Source organism: Bradyrhizobium guangdongense (assembly GCF_004114975.1).
GTDB classification, from domain to species: domain Bacteria; phylum Pseudomonadota; class Alphaproteobacteria; order Rhizobiales; family Xanthobacteraceae; genus Bradyrhizobium; species Bradyrhizobium guangdongense.
The window spans coordinates 6,363,176-6,374,871 of record NZ_CP030051.1 but is presented as its reverse complement, the minus strand read 5'-3'; the positions used below and the strand labels follow the sequence as shown (position 1 = coordinate 6,374,871).

The window sequence follows — 11,696 nt, the reverse complement described above, 5'->3', positions numbered from 1 at the left end:
CGCTACTCCTCGTCCTCTTTCCTGCGCAACAAATCCGTCGCGAGGTCTGACAGTTTCGGCGGCGGCAGCGCGGCGAATGGCAACGGCCTGGTGACGTCGATCGCCGCCAACCCGAGCCGCGCTGTCAGCAGTCCGTTCAACATGCCTTCGCCCAGCCGCTGCGACAGCTTTGCCGCAATCCCATGCCCGAGCATCTGCTGCACCAGGCTGTCGCTGGCGGCGAGGCCGCCGGTGATGGCGAGATGGGCGATGACGTGGCGGAGCAGCCGGATCATGCCGAGCGCGCCGGGGCGGCCGCCATAGAGCCGGGCGAGCTGGCGGATCAGCCGCAGCGAGGCCACGAACACGAACAGCACGTCGAACAGTGCGCGCGGCGACACCGCCGTGACGATCGAGACTCGCTGCGCGGCCGAGGACACCAGCCGCCGCGCCTCCTCATCAAGCGGCGACATCAATTCGCGCTCGGCGAGCCGGATCATGTCGGCGCCGTCGATGATCTCGCCGGTGTGGCTTTCCAGCGCGGCACGGGCGCGCGCAAGCCGCGGGTTCTGGTGCGCGATCGCGATCAGGTCCTTGACGATGTCGCGGCTCTCCTTGCGATCGTCGGTCAAGAGCACCTCGGCGGCACGCCGATGCAGTTTCTCGATCGTCGCAAGCCGCGCAAGGCCGAACGCCTCGCGGCCGATCACCACCGCGAGCGCAAGCGTGGTGACGAAGGCGAGCGCAACGCCGACGAAGCCGAGGCTCTCGCTGCGCGCAAAAAGATCCTCGATCAGCCTGACCACGCCGAGCCCGGTGCCGAGCAGCGTCAGGCCGGCGACGCCCGACCAGAACAGCGCGCCCCAGGGAAAGCCGCGCCGCACGGGAAGCGCGGTTTCAATGGGCACCGGCAAGCTGGCCGGATCTGGCTCCGGCGTGATCTGGACGGTGGCGCGACTGAGCCGGCTGGTCTCGTCGGCCTCGGTCACGACGACATCGGGATTGTCGAGCCGGAACGTCGCCGGCCGCCGTGGCTTCGATCGGTCGTTCATGCGAGCTTGTCTCCGATCAGGAACTGCAGAGCACGGTCGAGGCGGATGTGCGGCAGCGTGGGCTCGTTCGTTCCTTCGCGTTCGAGCTTTGGCGGACGGAAGCGCAGGAAGCGGAAGTCGCTCTTCTCGGCGGCTTGCGTCGACAATCCGCGGAACGCGTCCGTCCCATCAAAGAGGGGCTCGGGATCCTCAGGCAGATCGCCCGGAAACGTCGCGACCTCGGTGTTGCCGTCAAAGAACTCGCCGTTCGCGCTTTCGCCCGCCGCGGGCGTACCCAGGATCGAGGGCAAGACGTCGCGGCCATGCGCAACCTGGGCCTCGCGCGTGGCGCGGACCGCGGCGAGCGCCACCACGTCGATCTCGGCGCCGGTATCTTCGGCACGTGCGACAGCGCGAGCGACGGCGCGGCGCAGCACGGCCTCGAGGCGGTCGTGACTGGAATGATGCAGATGATCCGCTTTCGTTGCCGCGAACAGGATACGGTCGATTCGCGGCCGGAACAGGCTGGAGAGAAACGTGCTGCGGCCGATGCGGAAGCAATCGAGAATGCCCGATAGTGCCGCTTCGAGATCGTGCAGCGCCTCGGGTCCCGCGTTGAACGCGGAGAGGGCATCGGCCAGCACGATCTGGCGGTCGAGCCGCGCGAAATGATCGCGGAAGAACGGTCGCACCACGATATCTTTGTAAGCCTCAAATCGACGCGCCATCATCGCCCACAGCGATCCCTCCGGCGCCTGTCTGCCTGCGGGAACGTCGAGCGGCGCAAAGGTCAGCGCCGGCGTATCGGCGAGATTGCCGGGCATCAGGAAGCGGCCGGGCGGCAAGAGACTCATCGCGAAGCGTTCGTCGCGGCAGGCGCGCAGATATTGGGTGAACAGCTTTGCGGCTGTCAGCGTCGCCTGCTCGTCCTCGTGCGCTTCGGGCTTGAGCATGGCCAGATGCGCGTGCCAGTCTGCGGCCAGGTGCGCGCGCGGCACCTCGCGCGAGAGCGCCAGGCTCTCGGCCGACCATTGCTCGTAGCTCTTTTGCAGCAGCGGCAGGTCGAGCAGCCATTCGCCGGGATAGTCGACGATGTCGAGCGTCAACGTGCGGTCGGCACCGTTCGGGCGCTGGTAGTCGATGACGAGACGCAGCTCGCTGATGTCCACCGTCGAGCTCGGCCAGCGACGTTCCTCGACCAGCGCGCGCAGATGGTTCTCATAGGCAAAGCGCGGCACGGCATCGTCGGGCTGCGGCGCCAGATGCGCCCGCGCGATCCGGCCCGAGGCATAGGCTTCGAACACCGGAAACCGGCCGCCGCGGGTCAGCCCGTGGATCAGCGCGGTGATGAATACGGTCTTACCGGCCCGCGACAGGCCAGTGACACCAAGCCGCACCGTCGGACTGAAGAAGTGCTCGCCATAGTCGATCAGCGCCCTTGCCGAAAGCCGCGCCTCCTCGACCATGTCCTGAAAACTGAATGCCATATGAACGCTGGTAATCCCGGGGCGGGCGGAACAGAGAAGCCGTTCACAAAAGTGGCAATTGCATGAGGAAAATCAAGCTTCATACTTCCACCGTCTTTGTCGGCAAATCAGCCGATTGAACGACGCGTGGGTCCCGAAAGACCCATATAGAAGGGCATTGCCACAGCTATCGCGGATTGCCATGACCGTCTTCCAGTTGAAGCAACTTGCATCCACCTCCGTCCACGCCGCCGCCGACGCCTTCGGCTGGAATTACGATCGCGCCGAGCTGATTGCCGACGGCATCATCCACGGCGTCGGCGTGCTCGCCGGCATCATCGCGGCGACCGTGCTGGTGGTGCTGGCAGTCGTCTATGCCGATGCGACCGATATCGTCGGCGTCTCGATCTATGTCGCCGGGCTGATGTCGATGCTGGTGCTGTCGGCAACCTACAATCTCTGGCCGGTTTCGCGCGCCAAATGGCTGTTGCGCCGCTTCGATCATTCCGCGATCTACCTGTTGATCGCGGCGACCTACACGCCGTTCATCCTGGAGGTGAAGGACAGCGCGTTCGCGCTGGTGCTGCTCACCGGCGTCTGGTGCGTCGCTATCCTTGGTATCGTGCTGAAGCTGTTCTATCCGGGTCGGTTCGACCGCGTCTCGGTCGGCATCTATCTCGCCATGGGCTGGAGCGGTGTGATGCTTTACGATGCGGTGGTCAGGGCGCTGCCGACGCTGGTGCTCGGCTTCATCCTCGCCGGCGGCCTGCTCTACAGCTTTGGCGTGATCTTCCACGCCTGGCGGCGGCTGCGCTTCCAGAATGCGATCTGGCACGGCTTTGTCTTGGCCGGCGCGGCATGTCATTATACCGCGGTGCTCGACCTTGTGTTGAGCTAGCCAAGTTCCGCGAGGCGGCAAAAGCTGTGCGGCATAAGACAAGAGGAGACGTCGCATGCGGGTGACCGGCAAGGTCGTGGTCGTCACGGGCGGCGCAAACGGCATCGGCAAGGCGCTGTGCGAGGCCTTCCACGCCGCCGGCGCCTCCAAGGTCGTCGTCGCCGACATGGATGCCGCCAATGCGCGGGCTGTTGCCGCCATGGTGGATGGCGCGGCGTTCAAATGCGACGTGGCGCAGGAAAAGGACATCTCGCACGTCATCGAGGAGACCGAGCGGCAGTTCGGCCCGATCGATCTGTTCTGCTCCAATGCGGGCATCGGCGGCGGCTTCGATCCGATGGCGGAAAATGCCGGCGGCGCCTCCGATGAGCCCTGGCAACGCAGCTGGGCGATCCACGTCATGGCGCATGTCTATGCGGCGCGGCACCTCATCCCCCGGATGAAGGCGCGCGGCGGCGGCTATTTCCTCAACACCATCTCGGCCGCGGGACTGCTGTCGCAGGTCGGTAGCCCGGCTTACTCCACCACCAAGCACGCGGCGGTGGGCTTTGCCGAGAATCTCGCGATCGCGCACAAGGCTCACAACATCAAGGTCTCGATCCTCTGCCCGCAGGGCGTCGACACCAACATGCTGCGCTCGATTCCGAAAGGCCCGCAATCCGGCGACGGCGACCTCACGCCCGAGCAGGTCGCCAAGGACGTGCTCGCCGGTCTCGAGCAGGAAACGTTCCTGATCCTGCCGCATCCGCAGGTGCTCGGCTACATGCGCAAGAAGACCGAGAATTACGATCGCTGGATCGGCGGCATGGCCAAGATCCAGGCGAAGATGCGGGAGGAGTTCGGGAAGTAGGGTCACATCGACGCTGTCATGCCCGGCGAAGGCGGGGCATCCAGTACGCCGTGGCCTGTCGGCTCAACCACATCCGCCTCGGATTACTGGATCGCCCGGTCAAAGCCGGGCGATGACACCGAGTATGTAGAAGCGGCTTCACCAACCTCGCGCCTCACGCCGCCAACTCCACCCCAGCCTCCATCCGGCTCTGCCTGAGCGCCCGCGCATAGAGCGTCATCCCCTCACGCACCTTGCGCTGCTCGGCCTCCGTCAGCGCCGCGAGTGCGCCGCGAACCTGCTGGCGGCCGAATGCATGCAGCGCCTCCAGCGTGCGCCGGCCCTTCGCAGTCAACGACAACAGCTTGCTGCGTGCATCCCTTTCATCCGCCGTTTCGCGCAACTCGCCGCAATCGATCAGCTTGCGCACCAGGCGGCTGACGCTGGATTTCTCCAGCCGCAGGAAATCGCCGAGTTCGCCCGATGTCAGCGGGCCGCGAATGCCGATCTCCAGAATGGTGTGCACGGCCGAGGGCGGATAGTCCGATGCCGCAACCGTCGCGTCCATGAAGCCGAGCTCGCGCACCATCAACCGCGAGGCGGCGCGAATGTCGTCGATCAATGCAAGCTCGGCCATCTTGACTCCCGGCATATAGTTGTATGATACAACTATATGCGTGCAACGGCGCGCGCAAGCGTTTTGGAGTGAGCCATGAATGAGATCGCGAGCGGAGCTTTGCCTGCGGGGGTGCGGATGAGAGGCAAGGTCTGCCTCGTCACCGGCGGCGGCAGCGGTATCGGCCGTGCCACCGCGCTGAGGATGGCCGCCGAAAGCGCCGAGGCGATCGTCGTCGCAGGTCGGCGCCAGCCCGAGATCGAGGCCGCTGCGGCGGCCTGCCGCGAGCTCGGCGCTGACGCGATCGCGGTCCAGACCGACATCACGCGAGAGGACGACGTCGAACGCCTCGTCCGCACGGCGATCGAGCGCTGCGGCCGGCTCGACGTCGCCTTCAACAATGCGGGTTTCCAGGAGCGCCGCGCGCCATTACAGGAGCAGGGCACGGAGATCTACGACAGCGTGTTCGACACCAATGTGCGCGCGCTGTTCCTGTGCCTGCGCCATCAATTGCCTGTCATGCTGGCGCAGGGGCGCGGCAGCATTGTCGTCAACGCCTCGGTCAGCGGCGTGCGCAATCCCAACCCCGGCTTCTCGCTCTATTCGGCCTCGAAGGCGGCCGCGATCTCGCTGACGCGCTCGGCGGCGATGGAGAACGCGCCGCGCGGCATCCGCATCAATGCCATCGCGCCCGGCCGCGTCATCACCGACATGATGCTGAGCGCCGGCGTCGGCGATGTCGCAACCGTCGGCGCCGGCCTGCCGCTGCGCCGCATGGGTACGCCGGACGAGGTGGCGGAAGCCGTGGTGTGGCTCTCGTCGGACGCGTCGTCCTACGTGGTCGGCCACGTGCTGGCGGCGGACGGAGGATTTCTGGCGGCCTAGCGGGCCTAATGCTTCTGCCCGTAGAGCACCGGAACCGCCGAATCCACCATAACCTCGATGAGGCTGGTGCCCTCGAACGCCATCCCGCGCTTGAGCGCCTCGCCCAGCTCCGCCGCTTTGCTCACCCGCACCGCATGACATCCCATGCCTTCGGCGAGCCTGATAAAATCGATTCCCGGCAGCTCCAGGCCCGGCACGTTCCGCACCTGCATCACCTGGCTGAATGAGCGCATCGCGCCATAGCCGGAATTGTTGATGACGACGACGGTGAGCGGCAGCTTGCGTTGCGCGGCGGTCCACAGCGCCTGGATCGAATACATCGCCGAGCCGTCGCCGATCAGGCACACCGTGCGCTGCTTCGGCTTGCCCAGCGCCATGCCGACGGCCGCGGGCAGCGAATAGCCGAGGCCGCCGCTCGCCATGGTGTAGAAGCTGTCCTGGCCACGCATCGGCAGGAATTTCTGCATCGCCGGCCGATGTGACGGCACTTCCTCGACCAGCGAGGCGCCCTCCGGCATCGCCTGCGACAGCGAATGCAGCAGGAATTCGACCGGCAGCGGATCGGCGGGCTGCGGCGCCGGCGGCAGCGTGCGGCCCTTTGGCGCCGCGCGCTTGCTCTCGGGCAGCAACTCGAGCAGCAGGCTCAGCGCCGGCTTCATGGTGGCGATGATGCTGGTGCCCACCGGCGTTACCGCGGCGGCATCGGCATCGTCCGTGATCTGGAAGATAGTCGCGCCGCCGTCGAAGATCGCGGCATGGCCTTCGACATGAAAGGTGAACACCGGCGCGCCGATCACGACGACGAGGTCGTGCTCGCGCAGCGCATCGGAGAGCTGTGCGGGCGAGGCGTGCAGGAAGCCCGCGAATTGCGGATGCCGCTCCGGGAACGAGCAGCGCGCCGAGAACGGGCTGACCCAGACGCTCGCCTTGGCTTTCTCGGCGACGCGCACCATCAGATCGACCGCGCCGGCGCGATCGACGCCGGGGCCGACCACGAGGGCAGGGTGCTTTGCGGAGCCGAGCGCGGCTGCCAGCCCCTTCATCGCCTCAGGCTCTGGGCCGATCTCGCGACTGACTTTGCGCGCCTCGACCGGTGCGCAGGCATGCGTCCAGTCATCGACCGGGATCGACACGAAGGTCGGGCCGCAGGGCGGCTGCATGGCGGTGTAATAGGCGCGCGCGATCGCGGCCGGCACATCCTCGGGCCGGGCCGGCTCGACGCTGTACTTCACATAGGGACGCGGGAATTCGGAAGGCCGCTCGGCATAGAGGAACGCCTGCAGCGGCAGGATCGAGCGGGCCTGTTGGCCCGCGGTGATGACGAGCGGCGTCTGGTTGCGGTGCGCGGTGTAGATATTGCCGAGCGCGTTGCCGACACCGGCCGCCGAATGCAGATTGACGAAGCCGGCGTTGCGCGTCGCCTGCGCGTAGCCGTCGGCCATGCCGACGGCGGAGGCCTCCTGCAGCGCCAGTACGTAGTCAATGTCGTCGGGCCAGTCGCTCAGGAACGGCAGCTCGGTCGAACCAGGATTGCCGAACACCCTGTCGATGCCGAAGGCACGCAGCAGGTCGAGCGTCGCCTGCTTGACGGTGACGGACTTGCTGCCGGTCTTGCCGTTCTTTGTCATCGTTTCGTCCCCGTTATTTATCTCGCGCTCCTGGTCCCACCGTCATTGCGAGCGAAGCGAAGCAATCCAGACTCTCACCTCGGCGGCACTCTGGATTGCTTCGTCGCTTCGCTCCTCGCGATGACGAGGAGAGACACTCACCACACCGCCGTGCCCTTCATCGTCGGTTGCCCCTCGGCGTTCGCGGTCCACAGCTCCATGCCGGCGTCGGTCTCGTTGGCATTGACCGAGAACTCCGTGCCCTCGAACAGAGGCTGGAGGCCGCGATAGGTGAACCTCTTCGGTGCCTTTCCGCCGCGAAGCTTCGCCGCCATCTCGATGATGAGCGCCGCCTGCAAGGGTCCGTGGAAGATCAGGCCCGGGTAGCCCTCGACCTCAGTGACGTAGTCGCGGTCGTAATGGATGCGGTGGCCGTTGAAGGTCAGCGCGGAATAACGGAACAGCAGCACGGGATCGGAGATATGCGTCTCGCGGTGCTGCGCCTTCGGTGGCGCGGGCGGGGCCTTCGCGGTGGCCGGCGCACTGCTTGTCATCTCGCGATAGACGATGTCCTGCCGCTCGCGGATGGCAACGCCGCGCGGGCATGAGATGCTGTGCTCGACCGAGACGAAGCACAGCGTGCCGGTCGAACCCGTCTTCACCTGCACGTCGGCAATGCGCGAGGTCCGGGTCGATTCGTCGCCGACGCGCAAGGGCTGCAAGAACTCGATCTCGCCGCCGGCCCACATCCGGCGCGGCAGCGGCACCGGCGGCAGAAAGCCGCCGCGGGTCGGATGGCCGTCGGGCCCCAGCATCGACATCGGGAACACCGGCTGCGCCAGGCACCAATGTACCGTGAACGGCGCGGCATCGCCCGTCATGGGCGCGCCGACCTCCTGGAACAGCGTTGCGCGCAGGCCTTTGACGAGCTGCGCGGTGACGATGTCGGTTGCCTCCTCGCTGCGGCCGATCCATTGCCGCAAATGATCGATGTCGAGCTTTTCGGTCATGACGCCTCGCTCTTGTTATTTCTTCCTCGGATTCTCGCCGATGGCAGGCACGGCGCCGTAGCTGCGCGTCTCGCCGACGATGATCGGCGCCGGCGCGGGATAGCTGACGCGGCCGTTCGGCGTGTCGACCTCGATGCGGCGCAAATGCGGATGCCTGGTGAGGTCGGCCATGGTGTTGACCTCGGCGAACGCGATGTCGGCATCCGACAGCCGCTTCAACAGCTCGTCGCGCGTCATCGTGCCGAAGATGTCAGCGACAATCTTGTCTGTGAAATCGCGGTTGCGCACGCGCTCCACCATGTTGCCAACACGGGGATCGGCGGGGAGGTCCGGCCGGTCCAGCACCTCGGCGCAGAGCGTCTTCCACTCGCGCTCGCTCTGTATCGAGATCAGGATGTCCTTGCCGTCCTTCGAGGTGAAAACGCCGTAAGGCGCGATCGAAGGATGGCGCAGACCCATGCGCTTCGGCGGATTGCCGGCCTCGGCGTTGAGCAGCGGCACGGTGCACCAATCCGCCATCACGTCGAACATGGAGATGCGGATGTCGCAGCCCTTGCCGGTGCGCCCGCGCGCGATCAGCGCCTCCAGGATCGCCGCATGCGCGGTGGCGCCGGTCGCGACATCCACGATCGACATGCCGACGCGCGAAGCACCGTCGGGATTGCCGGTGATCGAGGCGAGGCCGCTCTCGGCCTGGATCAGGAGATCATAGGCCTTGCGATGCGCGTACGGGCCTTCGTCGCCATAGCCGGTGATGGTGCACGAGATCAGCCTTGGATAGTCCTTCAGCAGCCGCTCGCGCGAGAAGCCGAGCTTGTCCATCGATCCGGGCTTGAGGTTCTGCACCAGCACGTCGGCGCTCGCGATCAGCTTCTCGAGTTCGGCGCGGCCCTCCTTGGTGGCGAGGTCGACCACGGCCGATTGCTTGCCGCGATTGAGCCAGACGAAATAGCTGCTCTGGCCCTTGGCCGCGGCGTCATAGCCGCGGGCGAAATCGCCCTCGGGCCGTTCGATCTTGATCACCTCGGCGCCGGCATCCGCCAGGCGCGAGGAACAGAACGGCGCTGCCACCGCCTGCTCGACCGCAATCACCCTGATCCCGTCCAATGCTCCCATGGTGCGACCTCAGTACGAGCGGGGCATGCCGAGCACGTGCTCGGCGACAAAGGAGAGTACGAGGTTGGTCGAGATCGGCGCCACCTGATACAGCCGCGTCTCGCGGAACTTGCGCTCGACGTCGTATTCTTCGGCAAAGCCGAATCCGCCATGGGTCTGAATGCAGGCATTGGCCGCTTCCCAGGATGCATCGGCGGCGAGCATCTTGGCCATGTTGGCCTCCGCGCCGCAATCGAGCCCGGCCTCGTATTTGCGCGTCGCTTCCTTCACCATCAGTTCGGCCGCGCGCATGGAGGCATAGGCTTTGGCGATCGGGAACTGGATGCCTTGATTCTGGCCGATCGGCCGACCGAACACGGCGCGCTCCTTGGCGTAATTGGTGGCCTTTGCGATGAACCACTTTGCGTCGCCGATGCATTCGGCCGCGATCAGGATGCGCTCGGCATTCATGCCGGAGAGGATGTAGCGAAAGCCCTTGCCCTCCTCGCCGATCAGGTTCTCCGCCGGCACTTTCATGTCGGTAAAGAACACTTCCGTCGTGGCGTGGTTCATCATGGTGCGGATCGGGCGGATCTCGAGGCCGTTGTTCCTGGCCTCGCGCATGTCGACGATGAACACGGAAAGACCATCGGTGCGCTTCTTGACCTGCTCTTTCGGCGTGGTGCGCGCCAGCAGCACCATCAGATCGGAATGTTCGGCGCGGCTGGTCCAGATCTTCTGGCCGTTGACGATATAGCTGTCGTTGCCTTCCTTGCGCGCAAAGGTCTTCAGCGAGGACGTATCGGTGCCGCTGGTCGGCTCGGTGACGCCGAAGGCCTGCAGCCGCAACTCGCCGCTGGCGATCTTCGGCAGGTATTTGGCCTTCTGCTCGGCGCTGCCGTGCCGCAGCACGGTGCCCATCGTGTACATCTGGGCGTGACAGCCGCCGCCGTTGCAGCCCGCGCGCTGGATCTCCTCCAGGATCGCCGCGGCGGCCGACAGCTTCAGGCCGGCGCCGCCATATTCCTCGGGGATCAGCACCGAGAGATAGCCGGCCTCGGTCAGCGCATCGACGAACGCCTTGGGATAGGCCATCTCGCGATCGAGCTTGCGCCAATATTCGCCGGGAAACTGCGCGCAGAGCTTTGCGACGGCCTCGCGGATGTCGGCGTGATCTTCGCTGTGGTGGTCTTCACTCATGGCGTTTCCCGTTTCTAGCGGCGGTTAAGATAACGCCGGCCGATCCTCCGACGTTGTGAAAACAACGCCAGCCCCCTATGCTCATTTGCTATAGCGTATGGAGTAGCCTTCCAGGATTGGCAAGCATGGATTTCCGGCAGCTCAGGACCTTCAGTTGCGTGGCGGAGCTCGGCAGCCTCTCTAAGGCCTCCGATACGCTGCGCGTGGCGCAGCCGGCGCTGTCCCGGCAGATCAAGCTTCTGGAACACGAGTTGCGCACCGAGCTGTTCACGCGAAACGGCCGCGGCATGGTGCTGACCGAGGCGGGGCGCCTGCTGCTGGCGCGCACCTCGGGCATCGTGCGGCAGATCGATCAGATCCGCGACGACATCCAGTCGTCCAAGGGGCCGCCGTCCGGCCAGGTCGTGCTTGGCCTCGTTCCGACCGTGAGCTGCGTGCTGTCGGCGCGCTTTGCGCGGCGCTGCGTCGAGAGATTTCCCGGCATCTCGCTGCGCATCGTCGAGAGCTACAGCGGCCATCTGGTGGAATGGCTGCATCGCGGGGAGATGGATCTCGCCATCCTCTACGGCCGTTCCGCCGATCTGCATCTCAACGTGGAGAGCCTCGGCCGCGACAATATCGTCGCGGTCGGGCCGCACGGCTGCGGTCTTGCGCGCAAGAAGAGCATCGATCTCGGTTGGCTGCTGCGCCAGCGCCTGGTGCTGCCCAGTCATTCCCACGGCCTCCGCGCCTTGATCGAGCACGCTGCCGCCCAGCGCAAGATCAAGCTCAACGTCCAGCTGGAAGCGGATTCCTTCCGCGTCCTGACGAGCCTTGTCGAGGAAGGCCTCGGCTTTGCGCTGCTGCCGCCCTCGTCGGTCCGCGGCGAGGTCGCTGACGGCCGGCTGGAAACCGCTGTTGTCTCCAAGCCGATGACCCGCGAGCTCATTTTCGCCTCTCCGATCGACCGTCCCGCCTCCACGGCCTCGCTCGCCGTCACCGCGCTGCTGCGCGAGGAAGTCGCGGCCTGCCGCAAGGACGGCGTGTGGGACATCAGGCTGAGTTAGAACAGCTGCGTGCCGTCGTGCCTTCGCATCTGGC

At 65.9% G+C, this 11,696-nt stretch carries 11 protein-coding genes; 4 read left to right on the top strand and 7 right to left on the bottom strand.

Annotated elements, in window-relative coordinates; translation table 11 throughout:
- Positions 1 to 2: 2 nt before the first annotated feature.
- Positions 3 to 1,031 carry a YcjF family protein gene (locus X265_RS30425; RefSeq protein WP_128968181.1) on the bottom strand — a complete coding sequence of 343 codons (1,029 nt, stop codon included), beginning with the start codon at positions 1,029 to 1,031 and terminating at the stop codon, positions 3 to 5.
- The gene (locus tag X265_RS30420; RefSeq protein WP_128968180.1) at positions 1,028 to 2,497 is read right to left on the bottom strand and encodes a YcjX family GTP-binding protein; all 1,470 of its coding nucleotides are present in this window, start codon (positions 2,495 to 2,497) and stop codon (positions 1,028 to 1,030) included. The genes X265_RS30425 and X265_RS30420 overlap by 4 nt, the downstream gene beginning before the upstream one ends.
- Before the next feature lie 181 nt (positions 2,498 to 2,678).
- Here X265_RS30420 and trhA point away from each other — a divergent pair, with 181 nt between their 5' ends.
- Both trhA and X265_RS30410 read left to right on the top strand, forming a co-directional pair.
- Entirely contained in the window at positions 2,679 to 3,374 is a 696-nt protein-coding gene (trhA, locus tag X265_RS30415; protein ID WP_128968179.1) for a PAQR family membrane homeostasis protein TrhA, read from the top strand.
- A gap of 55 nt (positions 3,375 to 3,429) precedes the next feature.
- Positions 3,430 to 4,224: an SDR family oxidoreductase gene (locus X265_RS30410; RefSeq protein WP_128968178.1), complete on the top strand. Its 795-nt coding sequence runs from the start codon at positions 3,430 to 3,432 to the stop codon at positions 4,222 to 4,224.
- A gap of 154 nt (positions 4,225 to 4,378) precedes the next feature.
- On the opposite strand, the gene X265_RS30405 is transcribed toward X265_RS30410, so the two are convergent.
- Positions 4,379 to 4,840, bottom strand: coding sequence for a MarR family winged helix-turn-helix transcriptional regulator (locus X265_RS30405; RefSeq protein ID WP_164938863.1), 462 nt, complete (start codon positions 4,838 to 4,840; stop codon positions 4,379 to 4,381).
- 75 nt (positions 4,841 to 4,915) lie between these two features.
- On the opposite strand from X265_RS30405, the gene X265_RS30400 reads away from it, so the two are divergent.
- Positions 4,916 to 5,704, top strand: coding sequence for an SDR family NAD(P)-dependent oxidoreductase (locus X265_RS30400; protein WP_128968176.1), 789 nt, complete (start codon positions 4,916 to 4,918; stop codon positions 5,702 to 5,704).
- 5 nt (positions 5,705 to 5,709) lie between these two features.
- On the opposite strand, the gene mdlC is transcribed toward X265_RS30400, so the two are convergent.
- The 4 genes from mdlC to X265_RS30380 form a co-directional block, all read right to left on the bottom strand.
- Positions 5,710 to 7,332, bottom strand: coding sequence for a benzoylformate decarboxylase (gene mdlC, locus X265_RS30395; RefSeq protein ID WP_128968175.1), 1,623 nt, complete (start codon positions 7,330 to 7,332; stop codon positions 5,710 to 5,712).
- Between the two features lie 137 nt (positions 7,333 to 7,469).
- Positions 7,470 to 8,321, bottom strand: coding sequence for an HTD2 family dehydratase (locus X265_RS30390; RefSeq protein ID WP_128968174.1), 852 nt, complete (start codon positions 8,319 to 8,321; stop codon positions 7,470 to 7,472).
- Positions 8,322 to 8,336: 15 nt separating this feature from the next.
- Positions 8,337 to 9,437 carry a CaiB/BaiF CoA transferase family protein gene (locus X265_RS30385; RefSeq protein WP_128968173.1) on the bottom strand — a complete coding sequence of 367 codons (1,101 nt, stop codon included), beginning with the start codon at positions 9,435 to 9,437 and terminating at the stop codon, positions 8,337 to 8,339.
- A 9-nt stretch (positions 9,438 to 9,446) separates the two neighbouring features.
- The gene (locus X265_RS30380; RefSeq protein ID WP_128968172.1) at positions 9,447 to 10,616 is read right to left on the bottom strand and encodes an acyl-CoA dehydrogenase family protein; all 1,170 of its coding nucleotides are present in this window, start codon (positions 10,614 to 10,616) and stop codon (positions 9,447 to 9,449) included.
- 125 nt (positions 10,617 to 10,741) lie between these two features.
- Here X265_RS30380 and X265_RS30375 point away from each other — a divergent pair, with 125 nt between their 5' ends.
- Entirely contained in the window at positions 10,742 to 11,662 is a 921-nt protein-coding gene (locus X265_RS30375; RefSeq protein ID WP_128968171.1) for a LysR substrate-binding domain-containing protein, read from the top strand.
- Positions 11,663 to 11,696: the final 34 nt, after the last annotated feature.

What these genes read in the sequence shown, in the direction of transcription:
- X265_RS30425 (WP_128968181.1), bottom strand. Translation starts at nt 1,031, where the DNA reads ATGAACGACCGATCGAAGCCACGGCGGCCGGCGACGTTCCGGCTCGAC.
- X265_RS30420 (WP_128968180.1), bottom strand. Translation starts at nt 2,497, where the DNA reads ATGGCATTCAGTTTTCAGGACATGGTCGAGGAGGCGCGGCTTTCGGCA.
- trhA (WP_128968179.1), top strand. Translation starts at nt 2,679, where the DNA reads ATGACCGTCTTCCAGTTGAAGCAACTTGCATCCACCTCCGTCCACGCC.
- X265_RS30410 (WP_128968178.1), top strand. Translation starts at nt 3,430, where the DNA reads ATGCGGGTGACCGGCAAGGTCGTGGTCGTCACGGGCGGCGCAAACGGC.
- X265_RS30405 (WP_164938863.1), bottom strand. Translation starts at nt 4,840, where the DNA reads ATGGCCGAGCTTGCATTGATCGACGACATTCGCGCCGCCTCGCGGTTG.
- X265_RS30400 (WP_128968176.1), top strand. Translation starts at nt 4,916, where the DNA reads ATGAATGAGATCGCGAGCGGAGCTTTGCCTGCGGGGGTGCGGATGAGA.
- mdlC (WP_128968175.1), bottom strand. Translation starts at nt 7,332, where the DNA reads ATGACAAAGAACGGCAAGACCGGCAGCAAGTCCGTCACCGTCAAGCAG.
- X265_RS30390 (WP_128968174.1), bottom strand. Translation starts at nt 8,321, where the DNA reads ATGACCGAAAAGCTCGACATCGATCATTTGCGGCAATGGATCGGCCGC.
- X265_RS30385 (WP_128968173.1), bottom strand. Translation starts at nt 9,437, where the DNA reads ATGGGAGCATTGGACGGGATCAGGGTGATTGCGGTCGAGCAGGCGGTG.
- X265_RS30380 (WP_128968172.1), bottom strand. Translation starts at nt 10,616, where the DNA reads ATGAGTGAAGACCACCACAGCGAAGATCACGCCGACATCCGCGAGGCC.
- X265_RS30375 (WP_128968171.1), top strand. Translation starts at nt 10,742, where the DNA reads ATGGATTTCCGGCAGCTCAGGACCTTCAGTTGCGTGGCGGAGCTCGGC.